The sequence below is a fragment of the Mycobacterium noviomagense genome, from assembly GCF_010731635.1.
Classification (GTDB): Bacteria; Actinomycetota; Actinomycetes; order Mycobacteriales; family Mycobacteriaceae; genus Mycobacterium; species Mycobacterium noviomagense.
Genome location: NZ_AP022583.1, coordinates 3,449,071 through 3,471,611 on the forward strand (window position 1 = coordinate 3,449,071; position 22,541 = coordinate 3,471,611).

14 protein-coding genes and 7 pseudogenes are annotated in these 22,541 nt (G+C 63.3%); 9 read left to right on the forward strand and 12 right to left on the reverse strand.

Features of this window, described 5'->3' with window-relative positions:
- Positions 1-3: 3 nt before the first annotated feature.
- From rbfA to G6N15_RS16290, 3 genes are read left to right on the forward strand one after another with little or no spacing between them, the layout of a single operon-like run.
- Entirely contained in the window at positions 4-483 is a 480-nt protein-coding gene (rbfA, locus tag G6N15_RS16280; RefSeq protein WP_083089665.1) for a 30S ribosome-binding factor RbfA, read from the forward strand.
- Positions 458-1,459 (forward strand): DHH family phosphoesterase, encoded by a 1,002-nt coding sequence (locus G6N15_RS16285; RefSeq protein ID WP_232070257.1) that lies wholly within the window; start codon positions 458-460, stop codon positions 1,457-1,459. Before rbfA ends, G6N15_RS16285 begins: the two co-directional genes overlap by 26 nt.
- Positions 1,452-2,786 carry an MATE family efflux transporter gene (locus tag G6N15_RS16290; RefSeq protein ID WP_083089667.1) on the forward strand — a complete coding sequence of 445 codons (1,335 nt, stop codon included), beginning with the start codon at positions 1,452-1,454 and terminating at the stop codon, positions 2,784-2,786. The genes G6N15_RS16285 and G6N15_RS16290 overlap by 8 nt, the downstream gene beginning before the upstream one ends.
- Positions 2,787-2,796: 10 nt before the next feature.
- On the opposite strand, the gene G6N15_RS23305 is transcribed toward G6N15_RS16290, so the two are convergent.
- Positions 2,797-3,114 (reverse strand): hypothetical protein, encoded by a 318-nt coding sequence (locus G6N15_RS23305; protein WP_139798003.1) that lies wholly within the window; start codon positions 3,112-3,114, stop codon positions 2,797-2,799.
- A 517-nt stretch (positions 3,115-3,631) separates the two neighbouring features.
- On the opposite strand from G6N15_RS23305, the gene G6N15_RS16300 reads away from it, so the two are divergent.
- Both G6N15_RS16300 and G6N15_RS16305 read left to right on the forward strand, forming a co-directional pair.
- Complete coding sequence (locus tag G6N15_RS16300; protein WP_083089668.1) at positions 3,632-3,862, forward strand: hypothetical protein; 231 nt, start codon at positions 3,632-3,634, stop codon at positions 3,860-3,862.
- 166 nt (positions 3,863-4,028) lie between these two features.
- Positions 4,029-4,757 (forward strand): DUF5642 family protein, encoded by a 729-nt coding sequence (locus tag G6N15_RS16305; protein ID WP_163748106.1) that lies wholly within the window; start codon positions 4,029-4,031, stop codon positions 4,755-4,757.
- Positions 4,758-4,762: 5 nt separating this feature from the next.
- Here G6N15_RS16305 and G6N15_RS16310 read toward each other — a convergent pair.
- Positions 4,763-4,885, reverse strand: a pseudogene (locus tag G6N15_RS16310) (enoyl-CoA hydratase); the annotation flags it as partial.
- Between G6N15_RS16310 and G6N15_RS16315 the strand changes: the two are divergent.
- Positions 4,883-5,044: pseudogene (locus G6N15_RS16315) on the forward strand (MATE family efflux transporter); the annotation flags it as partial. The pseudogenes G6N15_RS16310 and G6N15_RS16315 sit on opposite strands and share 3 nt — an antisense overlap.
- An 89-nt stretch (positions 5,045-5,133) precedes the next feature.
- Here the strand turns inward: G6N15_RS16315 and G6N15_RS16320 are convergent.
- The 6 genes and pseudogenes from G6N15_RS16320 to G6N15_RS16340 form a co-directional block, all read right to left on the reverse strand.
- Positions 5,134-7,733: pseudogene (locus G6N15_RS16320) on the reverse strand (LuxR C-terminal-related transcriptional regulator).
- Between the two features lie 291 nt (positions 7,734-8,024).
- Positions 8,025-9,146: pseudogene (locus tag G6N15_RS23310) on the reverse strand (catalase family protein); the annotation flags it as partial.
- 12 nt (positions 9,147-9,158) lie between these two features.
- Positions 9,159-10,985 (reverse strand): annotated as a pseudogene (locus G6N15_RS23315) (peroxidase family protein); the annotation flags it as partial.
- A gap of 177 nt (positions 10,986-11,162) precedes the next feature.
- Positions 11,163-13,762: pseudogene (locus G6N15_RS16330) on the reverse strand (LuxR C-terminal-related transcriptional regulator).
- 175 nt (positions 13,763-13,937) lie between these two features.
- Entirely contained in the window at positions 13,938-16,289 is a 2,352-nt protein-coding gene (locus G6N15_RS16335; RefSeq protein ID WP_083089671.1) for an MMPL family transporter, read from the reverse strand.
- A 15-nt stretch (positions 16,290-16,304) separates the two neighbouring features.
- Complete coding sequence (locus G6N15_RS16340) at positions 16,305-16,976, reverse strand: acyl-CoA thioesterase (RefSeq protein WP_083089672.1); 672 nt, start codon at positions 16,974-16,976, stop codon at positions 16,305-16,307.
- A gap of 103 nt (positions 16,977-17,079) precedes the next feature.
- Here G6N15_RS16340 and G6N15_RS16345 point away from each other — a divergent pair, with 103 nt between their 5' ends.
- Entirely contained in the window at positions 17,080-17,352 is a 273-nt protein-coding gene (locus tag G6N15_RS16345; protein ID WP_083089673.1) for a hypothetical protein, read from the forward strand.
- 840 nt (positions 17,353-18,192) lie between these two features.
- Positions 18,193-19,245 (forward strand): annotated as a pseudogene (locus G6N15_RS16350) (alpha/beta hydrolase); the annotation flags it as partial.
- A gap of 183 nt (positions 19,246-19,428) precedes the next feature.
- On the opposite strand, the gene purU reads toward G6N15_RS16350, so the two are convergent.
- The 4 genes from purU to G6N15_RS16365 all read right to left on the reverse strand — a co-directional run bounded on the left by purU (position 19,429) and on the right by G6N15_RS16365 (position 21,911).
- Complete coding sequence (purU, locus tag G6N15_RS16355; protein WP_083089676.1) at positions 19,429-20,364, reverse strand: formyltetrahydrofolate deformylase; 936 nt, start codon at positions 20,362-20,364, stop codon at positions 19,429-19,431.
- Positions 20,365-20,570: 206 nt separating this feature from the next.
- Positions 20,571-20,792: a PPE domain-containing protein gene (locus G6N15_RS23935; RefSeq protein WP_439650657.1), complete on the reverse strand. Its 222-nt coding sequence runs from the start codon at positions 20,790-20,792 to the stop codon at positions 20,571-20,573.
- Positions 20,789-21,052, reverse strand: a complete 264-nt coding sequence (locus G6N15_RS16360; RefSeq protein WP_139798005.1) for a hypothetical protein — start codon at positions 21,050-21,052, stop codon at positions 20,789-20,791. Before G6N15_RS16360 ends, G6N15_RS23935 begins: the two co-directional genes overlap by 4 nt.
- A 172-nt stretch (positions 21,053-21,224) precedes the next feature.
- Positions 21,225-21,911: a hypothetical protein gene (locus tag G6N15_RS16365; RefSeq protein WP_163748109.1), complete on the reverse strand. Its 687-nt coding sequence runs from the start codon at positions 21,909-21,911 to the stop codon at positions 21,225-21,227.
- Here G6N15_RS16365 and G6N15_RS16370 point away from each other — a divergent pair.
- Positions 21,904-22,263 (forward strand): hypothetical protein, encoded by a 360-nt coding sequence (locus G6N15_RS16370; protein ID WP_163748110.1) that lies wholly within the window; start codon positions 21,904-21,906, stop codon positions 22,261-22,263. The genes G6N15_RS16365 and G6N15_RS16370 overlap by 8 nt on opposite strands.
- Positions 22,264-22,541: the final 278 nt, after the last annotated feature.

A 22,541-nucleotide genomic window follows, 5' to 3' on the forward strand; every position in this document is an offset into this window, starting at 1 on the left:
CCTATGCCTGATCCGGCCCGGGCGCGCCGGTTGGCCAAGCGGATCGTCACGATCGTCGCCTCGGCGATCGAGCACGAGATCAAGGATCCGCGGCTGGCCGGGGTGACCATCGTCGACGCCAAGCTGACGGGCGACCTGCACGACGCCACGCTGTACTACACGGTGATGGGTCGCACGCTCGACGAGGAACCGGACTACGCCGGCGCCGCGGCGGCGCTGGAGCGGGCCAAGGGCGTGCTACGCACGAAGGTCGGGGCCGGCACCGGCGTACGGTTCACGCCCACCCTGACGTTTGTCCGCGACACGGTGTCCGACGCTGCGCAGCGGATGGAGGAGCTGTTGGCGCGGGCGCGCGCGGCCGACGCCGATCTGGCTCGGGTGCGCTCAGGTGCTAAACCGGCGGGGGAGGCCCACCCGTACCGGACCACGCCCGCCGACGATGAGGCTGAGGACACCGGTGACGACGACCGATACGACGACTGACCTCGCCTCCGACGCCCGACGTGTCGACGCCGCCGGCGCCGCCCAACTGCTCACCGAGGCCGCCACGGTCGGTGTCGTCTGCCACGTCTATCCCGATGCCGATACGATCGGCGCCGGGTTAGCGCTGGCCTTGGTGCTCGACCGGTGCGGCAAGCAGGTCCAGGTCAGCTTTGCCGCACCGGCGGCATTGCCGGAGTCGCTGTGCTCGCTGCCCGGTGGTTGGCTGATGGTCGGCCCGGACAGTATGCGCCGTGACGTGGATGTCGCTGTGACAGTCGATATTCCGAGCATCAACCGGCTCGGCGGCCTGAGCGATCTGGCCAGTGCCGGTCGCGAGCTGCTGGTGATCGATCATCACGCGTCGAACCAGCTGTTCGGCACCGCGAACTTCGTCGACCCGTCGGCGGATTCCACCACGATGCTGGTCGCCGAGCTTCTGGATGCGTGGGGGGAACCGATCGACATCGACGTGGCGCACTGCCTGTACGCGGGGCTGACCACCGATACCGGGTCGTTTCGGTGGGCCAGCGCCCAGGCTCATCGGTTGGCGGCGCGGCTGGTCGACCTCGGCGTCGACAACGCCGCGATCAGCCGGATGCTGCTCGATACGCATCCGTTCGCCTGGCTGATGATGCTGTCGCGGGTGCTGAAGTCGGCACAGCTGCTGCCCGACGCTGCCGATGGCCGCGGGCTGGTCTACGCGGTCGTCGAGCACCAGGAGTGGATCGCCGCGCGCCCGGAAGAGGTCGAAAGCATCGTCGACATCGTGCGCACGACACAAGAAGCCGAGGTGGCAGCCGTCCTGAAAGAGGTTGCGCCGCAGCAGTGGTCGGTGTCCATGCGGGCGAAAGCGGCGGTAGATCTGGCGGCGGTGGCCTCGACGTTCGGCGGCGGCGGACACAAGCTGGCAGCCGGGTACTCGACGGTCGGCTCGGTGGCCGAGGTCGTCGCGTCGCTGCGCGCCGCGCTTGGTTGACGAGCATCCGGCCGCCGGTGGCCGACAAATCGCCGGCTTGGCGCTGCCGGCGCTGGGTGTGCTCGCCGCCGAACCGCTCTACCTGTTGTTCGACACCGTGGTCGTCGGCCGGCTGGGCGCACTGAGCCTGGCCGGGCTGGCGATCGGCGCGCTGATACTTGGGCTGGTCGGCTCCCAGCTTACGTTTCTGTCGTATGGGACTACCGCCCGCTCGGCGCGCTACTTCGGAGCCGAAAACCGGGAGTCGGCGGTTGTCGAGGGTGTGCAGGCGACCTGGTTGGCCGTTGCGCTAGGCGTGGTGATCATCGTCGTGGTGCAAGCCGTGGCGGTGCCAGTGGTCTCGGCCATCGCATCGCGCGCCGACATTGCCAGGGCGGCTCTGCCGTGGCTGCGGATCGCGATCCTGGGTGCGCCGGCGATTCTCGTGTCGATGGCCGGCAACGGCTGGCTGCGCGGGGTGCAGGACACCATGCGGCCGCTGCGATATGTGGTTGTGGGCTTTGGGCTTTCGGTCCTGCTGTGCCCGCTGCTGGTCTACGGCTGGCTGGGGATGCCGCGAATAGGACTGGCCGGTTCCGCGGTCGCGAATCTGGTTGGACAGTGGCTGGCTGCGCTGCTGTTCGGGCGCGCATTGCAGGTTGAAGCAGTGCCGCTGGGTCTCGATCGCAACGTGCTAAGGGCCCAGGTAGTGATGGGACGTGACCTGGTGGTGCGAACATTGGCCTTCCAGGCGTGTTTTATCTCGGCGGCAGCGGTGGCAGCTCGGTTCGGCGCTGCGGCGTTGGCCGCTCATCAGGTCGTGCTGCAGTTGTGGAATTTCCTTGCGCTGGTGCTTGATTCGTTGGCTATCGCGGCGCAAGCGCTGGTCGGGGCCGCGCTCGGCGCGTGCCGCATAGCGCATGCTAAATCGGTTGCTCGCCGCGTGACGGTGTTTTCCGCGATCGCGGCCGCCGCGTTGGCCGCAGTGTTGGCGTTCGGAGCCTCGGTGCTGCCTAAGCTGTTCACCGGCGACTCGTCGGTGCTGGCGGTCATCGGTGTGCCGTGGTGGTTTCTCGTGGTCCAATTGCCGGTGGCCGGAGTCGTTTTCGCGCTCGACGGGGTGTTGCTGGGCGCCGGCGATGCGGCGTTCATGCGCACCGCCACCGTGGTCAGCGCGCTGGTGGGCTTTCTGCCGCTGGTTTGGTTGTCGCTGGTGTTCGGTTGGGGGCTGGCCGGTATCTGGGCGGGGCTGACGACATTCGTGGCGCTGCGGCTGGCGTTCGTCGGCTGGCGGGCGGCTTCGGGCCGCTGGGCGGTGCCAGGGGACGTGCGCAGAAGCGATGGCTGACCAGCCCTGATCAGCGCCGGGACCTGATAGCACGAGTGATCTGGGCTGAGAGTTCGCGGTTTGTCAGTAATTGGTCGATGAGCACGCTTAAGACCTCCTGCCCGGTCACGCGCGAGACTCCGAGGCGGTCGGCTGCTTCGCGTTGCCATATGTCGAGGGCCCGATGCTGGGCAGGCGTGAGGTCTACTGTTCGTCGTGTTCGCCGGACGCGGCCTTTTCGGATGGCGGTGAGGCGTTCGGTCACTGCGGCGGCGTCCAGGGACGCCGGTTGCGGCGCCACGGGGGTGCGGAACCGTTCGGCCTCGAAGCCGTCAGCGGCAGTGCTCATTATTCAGACCTCCGGCGGCACGTCAGGTTAGTAAGCCGACCTAGCGAAGTCAGCATATCCGTATGCCCTCACCGCTTCGGCGGCCGCGGTGACGTGAGCCCGTCGGTTGAGAGCACCCACCGCAAATGTGCCTACTCACGCCTTCATTAACACTTCATATTTGATTGCTGCAGACTAGGACGTGGTAAACAAATCAGTTGGAGAAATCGTTCGCAGGGGCGTCCGTTCTAGTTGTGTGGATAAAACAATCCCGGAAAAATGTCTTCCGGTCGCACCGTGGAGCCGTGGCGGTGATCGACAGTACTTCCTGATCAGCGTGCTTACGGAGATACTGAAGTACTGGTCAACAGTAGCTACTGAAGTCAGGAAGACGGGCAAAGAGGAAAGGCGTTTTAGAACTTTCCGGCTTATATGGATTGTGAGGTAGATAATAAACTTTCTAGTAAGTTGCTGAATGCGGACGGCGCGTTTATCTTTTTATCGAATAGTAGTAACAAGCCTGACGAAGGAGGTTGTTATGTCGATCGCAGGATCGGCGCGGCGGGTGGCGGTTGGCGCCGTCGGCGCGGGCGTAGTCACCGCCGGGATGATCTTTGGCGCCCCCCCGGCAGCGCAGGCCGTCCCGGCGTATCAACCCGACCAGGTCCCGACGACCAGTGTCGCCGCGGCAGGGCTACATGACGCACCCATGCCCCAGTGGTGGGGGCGCCACCGCGGCTGGTGGCACCACTGGTGGTGGTGGTGGTGACCGGGTGACGGTTAGCGCCCAAGGTTGCGCTAGGCCTGCTGGAGGCCGGGCATCTTGGCTCGGCCTCCAGCACTCGGCGCAGTGCAACACCGTCGTTCAGTGCTGATCGAAAAAGCGTCGCCATCAACGGCTTTGCACCCACCCACCAATGCTTAGGCACATTGTCATGACTTCTTCGCGACGTACCATTCGGCAAGTCACGTCGGTGCTGGCGGCACTGGCCGTCGGCGTCACACTCGTCGCGTGTGACCAGTCCGCCGAGCGCAAGCCGGCGGGCTCCTCGCCGGCCGGGCCAAAACCGTCGTCCGCGACCAGCGCCGCGGCATCAGCGCATGCCGCTTACGACATTTCCCGCGTCGACAACGTCAAGGACGACTTTCCTCCGGGCTTTCCGGCACAACCTCAGCCGTCAAAGACGTTGAGCCAGCAAGACATCGACAGCTCTGGCATCACCGCGTTTACGGGGGCTCGGGTCGACCCGCCGCAATGCCGCTCGGTCCTCGTCCCGCCGAACGCCGAACCTGCCGTCGGCGCGCAGGCAGCAGGTATCCGAGGGGAAGGGGATCAGGGCAGCATCTACGTCGTCGCACTCCGGTTGCCCCGGCCGGTCCCGGCCAGTCAGCCGGCGGCAGGCTGTGATCGGGTTTCGGTGTCCGGCGCCGCCCAGGCAAGCGGAACTGCCGAACGCATTCCGGCGCCCAGCATCGCCGGGGCCACCACTACTGGCGCCAAGCTGAGCGCCGATGCCGCAGAAGATCCCGACTATGTCTTCACAGCGGCGCTCGACGACCGAACCTCTGTGATCGTCATGGGTAGCACCGACGCGCAACTCAACCCGCAACAGTTGCTGTCGGACCTGCTGGTCAAAGCCGCCGCAGCCGTCCGCGGTCAGTAGAGCCGTCAGCGCACCTGTGCGCGTCCGCGCTGAAGCACCGCTTCCCGGTTGGCGGCGATGTCCTCGCCGCTGGTCCGAAATTCCCGTGCCGCAGCGGCTTCCAGCCACAGTCCCGCGCTGATCTGAGCGCCACCGTGGTCAGCGCGCCGGTGGGCTTCCTGCCGCTGATCTGGTTGTCGCTGGTGTCGGTTGGGGGCTGGGCAGGGCTCACGACATTTATGGCGCTGCGGTTGGCGTTCGTCGGTTGGCGGGCGATTTCGGGTCGATGGGCGGTCACCGGAATGTGAGGCGAGCCATGTCTAATCAGCGCGAACGAATGCTCGGGGGGAGCGCTTTATCCGTTGGAAAGTTCGGAATGTCAGCAGCCACGACGGCGCTACTTCTTTATATCCTTCCCAACGATCTTCGCGAGTTCATCACGATCGGTGACGTCTAGTTTGATGCAGGCGCGGTAGATGTGGCCCTCAACAGTGCGAACTGACACTGTCAGCCGCTCTGCAATCTCCCGGTTGGAGAGGCCGTCAGCAACTAAGGCCGCAATCTCGCGCTCGCGGGAGGTCACCGGCAGAGGGCGAGCCGCGCACCTGATCGCCGGTGTGGTCGCTCCGCCGCATTGAGCGGCCAGTTTAAGCGCCCGCGCCGACGACTCTGCGCTTTTGCGTCGCTGACCGGCGCGATCATGCAGCGGTGCGGCTTGTGCGGCCGAGTCTGCTGCGGACAGGATCAACCCCGCGGCTTCAAGTTCGCTGCTCACGGCATCCAGGGCCACAGCGTCGGCGGCGGCCACGGCCGCTGCGTGACGAGCCTGGAGCGTCACCATTCGGCCTCGAACTTTCTCAGTCAATGCCGCCAGCCGCTGCGTGACAGTGCGGTCACCGAACCTCGCGGCGTGGTGCAGTGCCTCGGCCTCGACGGCATACTGGCCAGCCTGGTGTGCAAGATCGGCTGCCGCGCGGGTCAATTCGACCGCACGTCGGTCCATCCCTTTTGCCGCGGCATGCCACGATTTTGCGACCATCATCTGCGGCGAGTGCAGCGCCAAATGCGGCCCAGCATGCTCTGCGGAGTCGGCGAATACCCGCTCGGCTTCCTCTGCCCGGCCCAGGGCCGAATAGGCTTTCGCCAGCAGGATCCGTGCGGGCAACCTCCATGGCATGGAGACTTCGGCGGCTTGTGCCGCAACGGCCTGCTCTAGTGCCGAGATGGCGTCGGGGAACTTGCCGCGGTAGACGGCGACCAGCCCGCCGCAACCTTCGCGACAGCCCACGCCAGACGCTGTCCCGCAGAGGAAAACTCGGCATAGTCCGCTGCCTGTTTGTCGGCCGCATCTAATTCGCCGATGGACGTGAGCGCGAGCACGTCGCAATAGCGCACCATGACCCGGATCATGCCCTCGGTGGCCTTCTGCTGGGCGCGGCACCTGGCGGCGATCGGTTCAAAGTCGGCGCCCCGGCCGGCGACCGGCATGGCCAGACCGGCCGCGAATGCGGCCCAATCGATCGCCTGTTTGGGGACATTTGGGTCGGCCAGCACGCGCTCAGCCTCGGCGATTCCCTCGGCAATCCTGTTCTCGTGCACCGCCATTGCCGCTCCCGTTGCTTGCAGCACAAGCTTTAGGCTCGGATGTTGGATACGTTGCTGCAACAACATCAAGACGTGATTGGCCTGTGCCACATCGCCCATCGACCAGAACAGGATCGACAGGTGGGGAATGCCCCACTGGACAAGCTCCAGCTCGTCCAGGTTGTCGGGGTCGAACCGCCTGAGGACCTCGTCGGCCTGCACTGGATGTCCTTGCCACAGCAGAGCGCGCGACAAAAGCTCGGCTTCCCGCACACCACCGCCGCGCTCGAAGGCCGCACGCGCGATCCGTTCGCCAAGCGGAAGGTTTGACAGAAACATGGCGTCCTTAGCCGCGGCGACGAGCAGCTCGTTATCGACAGGTTGGTCGCTATCGACGCATAACTGGGCGAGCCGGATACGCCCAGCGGCCGAGTCGAGGTCGCGGTCGCGCAGAACCTGTACTAGACGGCCCCTCAACTTCCGCGCCGACGCTGTCCCGAGGCGGCGGCGGACGACATCACCGAAGAGTGGATGGCTGAATCGCGCATTGACTTGAGGGCCGTCGTGAACGATCCGGACCAAGCCGTGTAGCTCAGCCGCGTCGACGGCGTCCTCGCCGGCCAGTTCGCAGAGCATGTCCACGCCGAGCGGTTCACATAGCGCTAGCAATTTCAATGCATTAACGACATCGGCGCCCGCGTGATCGAGGCGGTCTTGCAGCAGTGCGGCCAACCCGGATGGAACCACGGTCGGGCCACGCAGCTGCCACACCCCGTTTACCTCGGTTAAGGTTCCCGCCTCGAGTGCACCCTCGACCATGTGCCGAAGGAACAGCGGGTTCCCGCCAGATGACTCCCACATGACATCGGCGCTCAGACCCTCGAGCGTCCCGCCGAGAACCCGTTCAACGAGCGCAATCGTCTGCTGTTTAGTGAACGGATGAAGCTCGAAGCGCTGTAGGTAACCGTCCTTCCATAACGAGGTGACGGCGTGGGGGACCGGCTCGCCGCTACGAACCGTGGCCAGAATATGTCCCGCCCGCTCCACCGCGATTTGGTGCAGCAACGTGGCGGAGAGTTGATCCAGCAAATGAGCATCGTCGATGCCGACGACCGTATTTTCGTCGGCGAGAATCGACTCGCGCGCCGAGGCAATGAGGGCGACCGGATCGCGTAAAGCCGACGAACTCACCCAATGTGCGAAAGCACCGAGCGGGATGCTGCGTGAGGACTCCGTGCATGCAGCCCAGCGCACCTTGGAACGTGGGGACGCGATGACGTTGCGGGCCAACGTTGTCTTACCGACGCCTGCAGCGCCGACCAATATCACACCGCAGCTTTCGGCGCCGCCCAATGCCGATCGAATCGCCTCCTGCTCGACTGGGCGGTCGAGCAGTTGCCAACGGCGGCTCATGGAGTCCGAGTGTAAGTCTATATATCGGTTAAGTAAGCCATATCGGGGGAGCGCGGCAAAGATCCGGTCAGCTCGCCGCTTTATGTCATGAGAAGTTGGTAAGGCTGGGAGGCCGAAGGCATGCCTCTGGGCAAATTCCGGCCCAGTCGTGCAGGCGCGCCGTCGGTGGGAAGACGACGTCAATTCGCCGCTGGCCTCGACGCGCCGTGGCATCGCGGCCTGGCACTACGTTGTCGGTTTTTGGGGATGGCTTCCAGAGCGGCCCGATCCGACAGCGAACACAGGGTCGTAATTGGGCAACTGCGCAATATCGGTTGGTTCCACAGCGGGCACGTTGTTCATCTCGTGCCGAAACTGGCTTGATGCCTTGTATACCCGCAGCTTGAGGCGGTTGATGGATCCGAGTGGACGGTGAACGTCCAGCGCCCGCCATGAGTTGAAAGACAGCACGTCGTCGCCGAATTCCCGCCGCGCGTCACTATACGGGTTCTGAGGTGGGAAAGTTATTGTCGCAACGCGGCGGTGCGGGGAGGCCGTTTCGGACCATGGCACCTTCGCATTCTCGATTGGCATGGCTTCCGTATTGGTGCACAGCTGTACGCGTAGTTCATAAACGGCGGTGTTCGTTTTGAAGAACTTTTTGACCGCGTCGGTATGTGCGTTCTCGCCCGCGGCAGCGTCGATTTCTTTGTTCTGGAGCTGTTTCACCGAATCTGATGACGGCACCAGCGCCAGCTTGGCGACGTACTTCCCGAAGCGCAGCGGAGCGGACGAATAGAACGTCTCGCCGAGGATGGGCCTGTTGGGTGTGACGAACAACGCGACAGTGGTGGGTAACGGCAAGTGGAGCCGATCGGCCAAGACGGCCAGATCGATGAAGCGCGCGAGTACAAGATCCGGTACTCGCGCGAGCAACCGGGCCAGTGGCATTCCCTTCTTGTAGTACTCATGGGCGTCGGCGAACGGGAATTCCCGGTGGGTCACGAGCAGGAAGTCCTGCGTGCGGGCGTGGTCTCCGGCCAGTGCCCGCTTCCTCTCCTCCACGCCCAGAGCCTTGTCATCCACGCCCAGGACCTTGATCGCGAGGCCACGGACACCGCGCAGCTGATCGCTGCGAATCGCGCCCGCCGTGCTGGAGAACCGGGCAATCACGTCGTACCTCGCTCCCTTTTTGAATAGACCCTGCTCCAAGTCGTCGCCATCGAGCTCGACGGTGAGTTTGCCCTGGAGGATGCCGTGACTCTTGGCGTGCGCGTCCCGGATAGCGTGCTTGTTGTTTCGCTTGTAGGTCCACTCGTTGTTCTTGTGGAGCACGTCGATGATCTTGGTGATCACCTCATCCTCGTCAGGCGGTCGCCGCTCAAGTCTCTCGCTCCACTCGACGTACGTCGGTGTAGCCGGGGGCTCGTCCAGAGTCTGGTCATTGACCGCCGCCCATGGAGTAAACGGGTTCTTGACCCCGCGCAGGGCCGGCTCGAGCGATTTGAAGTGCCGCAACAGCACCGTACGCATTGAGTTCTGACTGATCCAATCCATGCCGGCCGGCGTATAAACCTCAGGGGTGAAGTCGCGGGTGAAGAACCGGTCGCTCTCCAACCGTCGCGATGCCATCAGGATGAATACGCGAAATGCGGTGTCGCTAAAGCCGAATCCCGGCGGTTTGGGTTCGGCATGTAGCCCCACCATCAGGTCCACCTGCTCCACGTCGCGGTATATCTTCCGCAACTCCTCGGCTATGGCCAAGTCTCCGGTCAGTTCCTCGAATGTGGATGCCGCCTTCAGGCGGAACAACCGGCGAAACTCGTTGTAGCGGGGAATACCCCGTTCGCGGTCCCGCAGGATGTCGATCGCGGCGAGATCCATGTGGACGCCGTCGGCGTGCTTGAAGTCTCGCAGCGTGTGCGGATAGTTGTGCAGTGTGACGGCGCCGGGATGAGCGAGGCCAAAACTATAGAAGATGTCCTCCATCCCTTTGAAGTCGCGCAGCGCCTGGCGTACATTGCCGATCTCTTGCCCTTCGATCTTGCCCATGGTCAGGTCGCATAGTTTGCGCTTGCCGATGTATTCGCCGGTCTTGACCGAATAGAAGTCGAAGTCGTCTGGAAGCAGGGAGTGCATCCGGTAGACGGCAATGAAGTCGTCGGTGAGGGAGTACGGAACTCCGTGGTGGTTGGTCGGTGATCCGGGTATTCCTTTCAGGATTTCACTGGTTGTGACCCGCCCGAACCAGCGCTTGAATCGTTCGCCGAACAGACCGAACCAGTTCGCGCGCATTGCGAAGACGGTGGTGGGGTGAGCGATGATGGCAGGTGTCCACTCGATGGTGTGGATCTTGGCCATCAAGGCGACATTGATCAGACGTGCCTTTTGGTACACGTCGTCGGGAGTCATGTCCGGATATTCGGCGGTGAGCCGCTCGCATATGGCGTTGTGTTCTCGCATGAAGAGCGAGTGCAGGAGGGCCAGACCTACCCAGAAATTGCCGTCCTGACCGTCATATCCGAGCTTTTGATCAACCTTTTCGCGGGGTGCAAGCCCGTCCTCGTCGATGTTGAGCATGCCCGTGCCCTGCTTACGCAGCGCCTCAGCGTATTCTTTTGTAGTTCCATAGATTTGAGATCCATCCCACCAATGCGAATTCTGGTTTACAAAGGTGCGCGGACCGTGTACATCTTGGCTGGGGTCGGGCGCAGTCCGTTTGATTCGCATCTTGCCGTCGGCGGGCCGTTCTCCTATCTTTTGGCCCCAGTCATCTTCTGCGTCAAGTTCGATCTTCCAGGGCTCCGGTTTGTCGACGACGGCGTGTTGGACCCAGTCGTGCACTTCAAACTGGATCCATGCGGCGGCGAGCAGGTTCAGCGTGGTAGCCGGCTGAAAATCCGTTCGCGCGAGAAGCTCCCGGCTAATCCGCCGAGGATCTGGTGGCCGGATTGGGGGGTCCTCGGGCTTGACATACCTGAGCGGGACATTGCGGCCGAATCTGCTTTTCACCGACCCCATGAGCGGGTCATCGAGGTCGTTATAGCTGCCGTTCAGGGTGCGGGCGGTAAGGTGCTCGTTTATATACGGGTCATCGCTGTCCGGCCTGTCGTCCTTCCCCCGGCCGGTGCCGTAGAGATTGTGCGCGCGTAGCTGCTCGCGCAGTCCGATCAAAACGGCTACTCCCAGGGGCAAAGGCAACCGCCACCATCCGATCCATCGATCGAGCCTCTCAGCGATCCAGAGCAGGAGCCGCGGTGTTCTTCCCGTCATGACGGTTCCTTTCCGTCGACTGCCATAATCAATGAAGCAGATAACCGCTCCGACAGCCTGATTGCCAAGGGACACTCGCTTTCAAGCGGCGATTTCGGACATTAGCAATACTGATCCGATGGCGCGGCGAAATTATGCGCGGTTCACTACGCGTGCAGCAGCCGCCGGCGATGTCCACTACACGGAGACGTCTTGGCGCAGGAGCTGTGCAAGTTCGTCGCGATTGGCGGCATCCAGTTTGAAGCAGGCACGGTACACGTGGCCTTCCACCGTACGAACCGACATCGTCAGCCGCTCGGCGATTTGCCGGTTCGACAGTCCCTCAGTGACGAGGGCGGCGATTTCGCGCTCCCGGGGAGTCACCGGCAGAGGTCGTGCCGCGGATCTGATCGCCGGCGTCGTCGCTCCACCGCATCGAATTGCCAGACGCTGCGCACGTACCGCCGACTCCACGCTGGCCCGTCGCCGGCCGGCGCGATCGTGCACCGGTACGGCCTGGGCAGCTGCGTCAGCGGCCGAAAGGATCAGCCAGTGCTTTCGAATTCCGCGCTCACCGCGTCAAGCGCCCGCGCATCGCCGACGGCGACAGCTGTGGCGTGGCGCGCATGAAGTGTCACCATCCGTCCTTCCACCTGTTTGGTGAGTCCGGCCAGCCGCCGGGCAACGGTGCGGGAGCCGAACCGCGCGGCGTGGTGCAGTGCCTCAGCTTCAGCGGCGTACTGACCTGAATTGTGTGCGACATCTGCTGCTGCGCAGGCCAATTCGACCGCGCGTTGCTCCAGCCCCTTTGCTGCGGCGTACCAGGATTTGGCGATCAACAGCTCGGGGGACCACAGCGCCTCGTGTTGCCCGCTGTGTCCCTCGGCTTCTACGAGCACCCGCTCGGCGTGGTCAACTTGGCCCAGGGCCGCGTACGCCTTCGCCAGCAGCACCCTTGCGGGCAACCGCCACGGCAGGACAACTTCGGCAGCCTGCGCCGCGATCACCTGTTCTAGCGCTGAGATGGCGTCGGGAAACTTGCCACGGTAGACGGCGACAAGACCGGCCATGCCTTTTGCGATCGCCCATGCTAGACGCTGTCCCACACAGGAGAATTCGCTGTAATCCGCTGTACGTTCGTCAGCCAGATCTAATTCTCCGATAGCGGTGAGCGCGAGCACGTCGCAATAGCGCACCAGCACCCGGATCATGCCCTCGGTGGCCTTCTGCTGGGCGCGGCACCTGCTGGCGATCGGTGCGAAGCCGCCGCCGCGGCCAGCAACCGGCATCGCCTGACCCGCGGCGAAAGCGGCGAAGTCGATGGCCTGTGTCGGGGCATGCGGGTCCGCCAACACGCGCTCGGCTTCAGAGATTCCCTCGGCGATCTTGTTCTCGTGTACTGCCATCGCCGAGCCGGTCGCGTCGACGATCAGCTTCAGGCTGGGGCGTTGTACCCGTTGGCGCAACAATGCCAAGAGCTGATGGGCGCGGGCGACGTCACCCAGCGACCAGAACAGGATCGACAGGTGGGGAATGCCCCACTGGACAAGCTGCAACTCGTCAAGATCCTCGGGTGCAAACCGCGTGAGTATCTCGTCGGCCTGCGCCGGATGTCCTTGCCACAACAGTGCACGCGACAAAAGCTCAGCTTCCCGCAGGCCTCCGCTACACTCAAATGCCGCACGGGAGATTTGTTCAGCGAGCGGAAGATTCGACAGAAACATTGCGTCCTTGGCCGCGGCGATGAACAGCTCGGTATCGACGGCTTGGTCACTGTCGACGCACAGCTGCGCCAGCCGGATCCGACTAGCGGCCGAGTTGAGCTCACGACCACGAAGGGCCCGTACGATACTGCCTCTTAGCTTCCGCGCCGACACCGTCCCGATGCGGCGGCGGACGACATCACCGTAGAGTGGGTGGTTGAACCAGGCGGTGATGTGAGGGCCGTCATGCATAACCCGGATCAACCCTCGCACCTCTGCCGCGTCGACGGCTTCCTCACCGGCCAGCTCGCAGAGTGTGTCGACGTCGAGCGGTTCGCACAGCGCCAGCAGCTTCAACACGCCTAGGACTTCGTTGCCAGCGTCATCGAGACGGTCTTGCAGCAGAGCAGCCAATCCGGACGGGACAACAGTGGGACCACGCAGCTGCCATACCCCGTTGACCTCGGTTAGGGTTCCGGCGTCGAGCGACCCCTCGACCATATGCCGCAGGAATAGCGCGTTACCGCCCGATGATTTCCACATCAGATCGACGCTAAGACCCTCAAGGGTCCCGCCCAGGAACGATTCGACCAGCGCGATGGTCTGCTCTTTGCTGAACGGCTGAAGCTCCAAACGCAGCGCGTAGCCGTCCTTCCACAACGCGGTGACGGCGTCGGGCACCGGTTCGCCGCTGCGAATTGTGACTAGAATGTGTCCGGTCCGGTCGACCGCTATTTGGTGTAACAGCGTTGCGGACAGCTCGTCCAGCAAGTGCGCATCGTCCACGGCAACAATGGTGTCCTCCTCGCTGGTAAGTGATTCTCGGGCCGCAGCCATCAGCGCGACTGGGTCGCGTAAGGCCGAAACACCGACCAGAGGGGCTACAACGCCGAGCGGGATGCTGCGCGACGTCTCCGTGCACGCCACCCAGCGCACCCGGGAACGCAACGACGCGGTGACGGCGCGGGCAAGCGTCGTCTTACCCACGCCGGCGGCACCGACGAGTACCACGCCCCGGCTTTCATGGCCGGTGAATGCCTCTTCAATCGCACCGAACTCCGCAGCGCGGTCGATGAACTGCCAACGGCTAGCCATGGTCTGAGCTTCAGCACCTTTACCCGGCTTGGCGTCCATCCGCACGAGCGACGCTTGGTGGAGCCGGTGATGCCGGGTGCTCATGGTGCCGGAGAACCCGGAGACGGTAGCCATCGCCGTTTTTGAAAGCATTGGTCCGATCCGTTGCTGTGTGGGTTTACTTTTGTGGGCAAACTCAGCGTCGGATCTGCGTACCGGCGCGGAAAGCGTAGTCGATTACTCGGATCGCATCATGCGATATTGCCGCTGCTGGCTGCGTGATGGATGGACCGCTACCCGTGGTGGACTGCCCGGGGTGCACGAGTTCAGGCAACACTCCGGATTCGGTGATACCGAAACGCCGATGCAGCCGCGCGAGAAAGCCAGGCGCCCACCAGTTCAGCGGACCGAGTACGCGCATGAATGCCGGCACCAGCAGCATCCGAACCAGGGTGGCGTCCATCAGGACTGCCAACGTCACGCCGACACCGAAGATGCACATGATTGACACCTTCGCGGCGGTCAGCGAAGCGAATGTGACTGCCATCAGCATCGCCGCAGCCGTCACCACGCGGCCAGTGCGAGCCAGGCCTAACGCGACGCTTTCGGTATTGTCTTCCCGGGTCTTTCGTGATGTCAGCCAGTATTCGCGGATCCGCGAGATCAAGAAAACCTCGTAGTCCATCGACAGCCCGAAAGCAAGGCAGAACAACAGCACAGGGACGCTTGTCACCAGTGTGCCGGTTGCCGTCGTGCCGAGCCCATCGAGGTGGCCCTGCTGGAAGATCCATACCAGCGCGCCAAATGCGGCGGTCAACGACAACATGTTGAGCAACAGCGCCTTTAGTGGTAGGACAACGCTGCCAGTCAGCAAAAACAGCAGCACGAACGTGATCGCCGCCATCACCGACAACACCAGCGGTAGTCGTGAGGTGACTGCTTTCGAGCTGTCGTGGTTGATCTGTGCCCAGCCTGTCACCTGAACATCTGTGCCATGGGGAGTTGCCACCGCGTGCAGCCGATCCAGTTGCATCTCTGATGCCCGCGAGTACAGCGGCGCGACGGAGTTCACAGTGATGAAGGCACTGCCGGCTTTCCATCCGGCTGGGGCAGAGGGCGGCCCGATCAAGGTGCCGCGGGCGTAACTGCCCACAGGTGACGACACCGACGACACATCCGCCACCCGTGATAGCTCGCTCGCATACAGGCTGAGTTCGCGTGTTGTCACTGCGGCCATATCGGGAATCACGACGACCACATCAGTCAGCGAGTTGACTGCGAAATCGGAACGCAACTCGTCACCGACCTGCCGTGCGGACGCCGAGCCGGGCAGCACCCGATCATCGGGGTAACCCCACTTGACCCCCAAGAAAGGTGCGCCCAGTAGAAGCAACACTGCGATGATTGCCAGGCCGACTGAAACGGCCCGCCGCATCGTAGCTTTCGTCCAGCCATACCAGAACGTCTCCTGGATCGGCCGTTGGGCCGGCTGACGCCGGGCCAACATTCGACGGATTCCACGGCGCAGGTCCAAGGAGTCAAGCCGGTCGTCGAGGAGCATGATCGCCGCCGGAGTCACGGTGACCGAGGCGACGGCCGCCAAAGCGACCACGGCGATACCCGCATACGCGAACGACTTCAGAAAGTACATCGGAAACAGCGCCATCGCGATCATTGACAGCGCGACCGTAGTCGCCGAGAACAGCACGGTCCGGCCCGCTGTCGCCATTGTGCGAACCAATGCCTCTTTGCGCTGTGCGCCGTCGGCCAACTCGTCGCGGTACCGGCTGATGATCAGCAGCGTGTAGTCGATGGCTAACGCCAGTCCCATCGCCAGGGTCAGGTTCAGCGCGAAGACCGATACGTCGGTGGCGAACGTGATGGTGCGCATCACCGCCATGGAGCCGATGATGGCGAAAACGCCGACGGCCAACGGAAGCGCCGCTGCTAAGAGTCCGCCGAAAACCCATACCAGCACGACGAAACTCAGCGGGAAGGCGATGGCTTCCATGACCAGCAAGTCTTTCCGCGTTTGTCCGATGATTTGGACGTAGGAGGTGACCTCACCGCCTGCTTTGACCGCGACGCCGTTGAAGTGGGGCAGCCGATCGAGCAGCTGCGACGTGTGCTGTTGTGCGCCGGTCTCACCACCGGTGATGCCGGCGACGATCAATCCGGTCTTGCCGTCTTTACTGACCAGCGAGCGGGCGGCCTCGGGTGGTGCTGTCCACGCGGATTTGACGTCGGTTACGTACGGCAAGCTCTTCAACAGCGTGACCAGTTCGTCACCCGCAGCACGTGCCGCCTCGCTGTGCGCGCCCGCGACAGATGTCACAGCGAGGACCAGCTGCATGTCGCCCATACCGAACTTGTCGGCCAGCAGCTGCGACGCGTGTGAGGACTGCGAAGTGGGGTCGCGAAAACCACCCGTCGACAGGCTCTTGCTCACTGGAATGCCGAAGACAGCCGCGCCGACCATGATCAGCAGTGCGGCGGCGATGAGTCGCCTCGGGGCGGCGATGGTCGATCTGGCGATTTTCTGCAGCACGACAGCACCTTTCGACTAGACAGGGAGGTTCTCGGCAAGTTCTTCGAACAACCGCTCGGGTGTGCGATGGCCAAGCTCGCGGGTTATCTCCGTCACCGCTGGACGGTGCGGCTCAAGGACCGGCGCGCTGACAGCGACCGCAGGAGCTACAAGTCCGAATTTGACCCGAAGATCGTCGGGCATGGCGGGCGCTTCAAAGTCATGACCGAGCGCCATCCGGACCACCTCGGCGGGCGCCACCTGCCCGGACCGGGAGCAGAAGATTGTCTTCACATAGGCGGTCGCGGCAATCCTGTTGGGGGACTGGCGGGTACGGAATGTCTGCCGCATATAGAACCAGCGGTGGTTCCAAGACAGCACCTGCGTTCCGATCTCGAATTTCTGGAACGGTTTAAGCGGACGATGGAAGTCGACCTGCGCCGTCGCCACCGGAACGACCCATCTGCGCCTTAATGCTGCATTCATCAGCCCCATGCGGGCGAGGTAGTCCAGCCGAGCGAAGTCCATCAGCATCAGGTAGCGGCTGTTGTTCATGTGCCCGAATAGATCGAGATCGCCGGGCATTACGCGCCAGCGCGTCACGGTCTCGGCATGCGGATTATCGGCGCTGGGCCGTGTGGCGGGATCCCACTTTCCCTTCCACGTGGCAGCGGTCAGCACCTTGAGCAGACGAATCGACGGCTTCATGCGGTTTCCTCACGGGTTGGTCGAGTCCGAACCGCCCCTCTACGGTTCGGGCAATTCGGCATGGCTAGCGACATGGACGCAACATAGAAATGGCCGGTAGGCCATGGCATGCGTAGTCCACTACCTGTGTTTGCGCGTCCCCGTGGCGGCCCGCAGACTCCACCGCGCCGCGCCGACGTGGATCTCCAAGGCATCCGACGACGGCAACTACGTCGAAAGTCCTTGCGCGCTGTCCGAAACCAATCGCCACATCGCGGCTGGCGCCAACTTCAATACGCTCTTCGCCGCGGCGCTTGCATCGGCGATGCGTCGCTCAACCTTGGCATGGCAATTGGCACTGCAGGGTGCCGGAAGGTGTGCACGACGGGTGATGTAGAGCCGTTCGTCGTCTTACGCATGCTGCGCTGGGCCGGTCATGTCTGCTCTAAAGGCCAGCTCTGACACCATTTTGCATCGCACAGGCGACCCGTTAACAGTTGGTGGTACAGCGGCGCCTGCGTAGATACTCCGCAGAAGTCAAATAGACAGGTAGCCACTACGCGTGTGCCGTCTTGCCGACCGATCGTACGTTCCTCCCGTACGGAGATCGGTTCAACCGGTCACAACGCCAAACACCACGGAGGAAACCTGAGATGTCCCAGTTACCGACTGCAACGCCGCTGCCATTTGACGACGACATCGAGCCCACACCCCACGCGGAGGTGGTCCTCGAGACGCCGGCCTCGCTAGCTGAGGTTAAGGAGAAGCCAGCCCCGACGCTCATCACCGAACAAGAGGTTCTCATGGGCACCGCGGCCGCCCTGGCACCGCCATCGACTCGCTGGTGGATGCGAGCGGTTCGTGTATTCGCCGCGCCTGCTCGCGTGTTCGCGACGACAGAGCCGGATTCGCGCCCGAAGCCTCGACACTATCCGCCGCGCTTGGACTTCATGGAAGACTCGCGCATGGCGCGCGAAATGCTTCGAGGATTCTGAAGTGAGCTGCGGGATAGTCGGTTGATATAGGCCGCGAGGGCCGCAACACCAACACGCTGGGCCGGTTCTTCGACCAGCTGACGTACTTGCCCAAAGAGCGACTCCCCGAAGCGTTTTCGATAGAAGGCGGTAGGGCGTGATGCCGCTGCCCTTGGAGAGGAGCAGCCGTGAAAACCACTGGTGGGGCTTTGGTTGCCCCGATTGACCACGGCACTGGCGGACACGCTGTAGACGATCGGACGATGGCTCGAGGGCATCTTCAGACTGGGGCCCTGGTAGCTATTGGTACCGATGTGGCCGCGGCTCACCGGGGAAGGCCGATCATGTTCGCCCGGCGGGGCACGGGGATGGTCCACCAGGTCGTGGAAGGTGATCCGAGCGTCGGCGGCCGCCTTGCCTGGCTCGCCGCTCGCCTCACCATCCGCCCAACTCTGGCTCTTGGTAGCTACGTGGCGAACGTGCCATGGCCATGGGGCCTCATCGACGTCGCCGCCGGCGCTCTGACACCTGCACCGGGTTGTATTCGCGCCACGATTCGGTTGCCGCGGTGTAGCGCCCGGTTGGTCCGTGCGGCCGGTGTGCTGCCTGCCGACGGGACTCGCCGAGTCGTGTTGTACATGCACGGCGGCGCCTTTGTGACCTGTGGCGCCAACACGCACGACCGGCTCGTCACCACGCTGTCGAACTATGCCGATAGTCCAGTGCTGGTGGTGAACTACCGGCTGCTGCCCAAGCATTCGATCGGTGCAGCCATCGATGATTGCTATGACGCGTACCGGTGGCTGCGCGGCCGGGGTTACCGTCCCCAGCAGATCGTTTTGGCCGGTGATTCCGCCGGAGGCTACCTGTCGTTGGCGCTGGCCCAGCGGCTGCTCGGCGAAGGCGAGAAACCCGCCGCCATCGTCGCGATGTCACCGCTGATGCAGCTCGCCAAGTCGCCCAAGCAAGCACATCCCAATATGCGCAGCGATGCGCTGTTCTGCGCCAAGGCCTTTGACGCATTCACCGACTGGATCACCAGGGCAGCGCAACGCACCATCCCTGCGGAGGAGATCTACGAGCCGCTCGACCACATTCGCCCCGGTCTGCCCCCCACGGTGATCCATGTGTCCGGTTGTGAAGTCTTGCTGCATGACGCTCGGCTGGCCGCGCGGCGGCTGACCGCGGTGGGAGTACCGGTTCAGCTGCGGGTGTGGCCCGGCCAGATGCACGTGTTTCAGATCGCGGCGTCGATGGTGCCGGAGGCCAACCGGTCGTTGCGCCAGATCGGCGACTACGTCCGTGCGGCAACCGACCGACACGACGTGCACGTCGGCGGTTATCACCGCTCCAACCTCTCATCTGCTAGCCACCGTCCGGTGACCAAACGGCACAATGAGATTCACGCCGACGCGGTTGCCGGCCGCGGCCGCTGCGTCGCAGTCGGGTCCTGCTGACCGAGGACCAACCACTGTTGGAAACCGGTGTTCGCGACCACCTCATAAGACGACGGTCTTGTTGTCGTATCGGATGACGCGGTCCTCGCAGTGCCACAGCACCGCACGGGACAACGTGACGCGTTCGACGTCGGCGCCGAGGCGCGCCAGATCCTCGACGGTGTGACAGTGATCTACCCGGACGGCGTCCTGCTCGATAATCGGCCCGTCAGCGAGCTGTTGGGTCACGTAGTGAGCGGTGGCGCAGACGAGCTGGACCCCGCGCTCCTTGGCCAGCCGGTATGGGGCTGCGCCGATGAACGCGGGAAGGAAGGAGTGGTAGATGCTGATCACCGGACAACCGACCTCTTCGAGGAAGTGCGGGCTGAGGATCTGCATGTAGCGCGCCAACACCACGAGGTCCACATTGCCGCGCAACAATTCAAGCTGGCGTCGTTCGGCCTCGGCGCGGATCTGCTTATGAGCGGGAGTATGAATGAACGGCGTCCCGAACGGGCGGACCCGGTCAGCCAGGTCGGGATGGTTGGCGATCACCATCACCACCGACATGTCCAGGTCACCGCGTTGGTTGCGCCACAACAAGTCCAGCAGACAATGGTCTTCCTTGGAGGCCATGATGGCGACCCGTTTGGGCTTGGCTGCCTCAGTGAGCGAAAATTCCATATCGAACTTCTCGGCCACATGTTCGGCGAATTCGCGAGCCAAAGCGTCGCGCGCGGCCGTCAAACCGGACAGGTGAAAGACCGTGCGCTGCATGAATGTTCCGCCGGTCTGCTCGGTCGAATGCTGGTCCAACGAAATGATGTTTGCGCCTGCCTGAGCCAGGAACGAGCTCACCGCTGCCACCAGTCCGGGTTGGTCGGCGCAACGTAGCAACAGCCGGCCGATGTCCTTGACCGGCAACACATCGCCGCCCGCGGGGGCAAACCTTTCGCCGGCGGCGGACCCGTGGCCTTCGCCATTGAGTCGGATGGACATCTTTCGCACGCTCCCGTCGGCCGCTGTTTGGCGACTCGCGGCGGGCCGGATGGTTGGCTCTCGACCGCGCAACACATTTGGTTCAGCAAGGCGCTAGTCTTCAGCGTGGTGTTCGTAGTCCCATCGCTCGAGTCGCGCCTGCAACTTCAGCAGCCCAAGTCCGGCGAGTAGCGCGCCCACTGACACGCAGACCGCGAACAACGGACTCACACACGACAAATCGGTGTCCGTCCAGGCGGTACCCGCTGCGGCCGTGGAATCGCCGAGGCAACCATGATCGAGGCCGACCGATAGGCTGTCGCCACCGAAATCAGGTTTGCGGCTGGGCCACTCCAGGCGCTCGCGGCGAGCATGGGCCCAGACGCTGAGCCCACGTATATGCTCGCGGAATTGGACTCCGGATGAAATAACGCGTACTCGGGAATCAACCTTGCCCCTTATCCAACAGGCTATTCACTATGTCATTCACCGGATCTTCTAGGCAGCTGACTTTTCCGAGGACGGTATCCTGCTCTGATCGCGTGCATCGGGTGAAGTGGTGGAAGTCATTGCCGGGCATTTGAATACAACTGCCATTTTCGGCATCCCACATACAGGACGGTGTCGCGGGCTCTGCGATAGCTGTGCCAGGGGCAACCGAGATGGCCACCGCCGCCAGCAACGCGCCCAACATAAGGCGCTTATTCATTAGGATTTCCTTTCTTTCTCAGGGCAATACCGGCAAGTGGAGAGGAACCATAACGGGTGCGCGCGACGGCAGAGAGGCAGCCTGCGGACTCGTTACCCGCCGAGTGTGATCAGCCCAGCCGCTCGTACTCACAACACCGACGCGGCTGGGCTGTCACGATTTACCACTCGCCTCAGGGCAGCAGCGGCATGTGGATCGGCATCATTGGTGTCACCGGAGCAACATGCACCGGAGCGGTTGGGGCCACATATGTGCTGGCACCGGGACCGCTGACGGTGGTGGCACCCGGCGGGTCGTTCACCGTGGTGTTGCTCGTGGTGATATCAACTTGCCCGCCGCCGGTCGCGGTGGCGTGGCTATTGGTGATGTAGCCACCCGGAATGTTCTGGCCTTCCACCTTGGCCGTCGACCCTTGGAACGTGTTGGGGTCTTCACCGCTGGCATTGGCCGAGCTGTTGGTGGCGAACTCCACCAACGCACCACCCGACGCGCCTGTGTTCGACGCCGACGCGGTGCTATTGGCCGCATCCACCACACCAGCGGGCGTGAGCTGCACGTTGGTGTTCTGTGTGGCGGTCGCGTGGTCACCCGTCACATTGACGAGGCTGTACCCATCGTTGCCGACCGTCGCAATGGCACCACCGCTAGCGTTGGCGGTGTTGAAATCCACCGACTTGGTGCTCGGGCCGGGATCGTTAACAACACCCGCCGTAGAAGGCTCGCCGTGGAATTGCCCGGTCGCCGTAGCGGAGTTGCCGATCAAGTTCCCCGAGTTGTCATTCACGACTTCCGTGACTCCACCGTTGTTGGCGTTCGCGCTGTTAGCAGTGGTGGCACCGCCAGCCGCGCCGATGATCACCGATTCCGTCGGGTTGGCGGTGTTGTTGGTAGCAACTGCATTGTTGAACGTGACAGGACCGCTGCCACCCTCGCCAGCCACTGCCGCCACCGTCGGGGCACCGTCAGTGCTCGTCGCCTTGGCCGTATCGAACGCCACCCTGCCCGTTCCGCCGTCATTGAGAACCGCGGCGACAGCACCAGCACCGTTGGCTGTCGCAGCATCATTGGTGACGGTGTTAGGGCTGGAACCATTGACAGTGCCAACCTCCGCGGTCCCACCGTTGTATGCGGTGGCTGTGCTGTTCACCGCACCACCCAAAGTCGTGCCGTTCACGGTGCCGCCGACCGCTGCGGTGCTGTTCGCGCCTTGAGCGTAGGCAATGTCGTTCTTGTCACCGGGCGCATTGTCGGTAGCAGTGATAGTAGAACCAGCTGAGTTAGGGCCAACCGCCGTGGCCAGGTCGTTCTGCGTACCTGATGCCACATTGGGCTGATTATTGGCCCCTGTGAATGTGTCAATGATCGTGCGACCGTCATACGACACATCGATGGAATCCCCCCAGGCGGTACCCGCTGCGGCTATCGGTATCGCCGCGCCGGCCAGGAAAGTACCTACGGCCATGACGCGACGACGGCGTGATTTGTTGCT

Bases quoted from the DNA above. Each gene is read 5' to 3' on its own strand.
- G6N15_RS16300 (WP_083089668.1), top strand. From the start codon at position 3,632: ATGTCGATCGCAGGATCGGCGCGGCGGGTGGCGGTTGGCGCCGTCGGC.
- G6N15_RS16305 (WP_163748106.1), top strand. From the start codon at position 4,029: ATGACTTCTTCGCGACGTACCATTCGGCAAGTCACGTCGGTGCTGGCG.
- rbfA (WP_083089665.1), top strand. From the start codon at position 4: ATGCCTGATCCGGCCCGGGCGCGCCGGTTGGCCAAGCGGATCGTCACG.
- G6N15_RS16370 (WP_163748110.1), top strand. From the start codon at position 21,904: ATGATCACCGATTCCGTCGGGTTGGCGGTGTTGTTGGTAGCAACTGCA.
- purU (WP_083089676.1), bottom strand. From the start codon at position 20,364: ATGTCCATCCGACTCAATGGCGAAGGCCACGGGTCCGCCGCCGGCGAA.
- G6N15_RS16345 (WP_083089673.1), top strand. From the start codon at position 17,080: ATGGCATGCGTAGTCCACTACCTGTGTTTGCGCGTCCCCGTGGCGGCC.
- G6N15_RS16340 (WP_083089672.1), bottom strand. From the start codon at position 16,976: ATGAAGCCGTCGATTCGTCTGCTCAAGGTGCTGACCGCTGCCACGTGG.
- G6N15_RS23305 (WP_139798003.1), bottom strand. From the start codon at position 3,114: ATGAGCACTGCCGCTGACGGCTTCGAGGCCGAACGGTTCCGCACCCCC.
- G6N15_RS16360 (WP_139798005.1), bottom strand. From the start codon at position 21,052: ATGAATAAGCGCCTTATGTTGGGCGCGTTGCTGGCGGCGGTGGCCATC.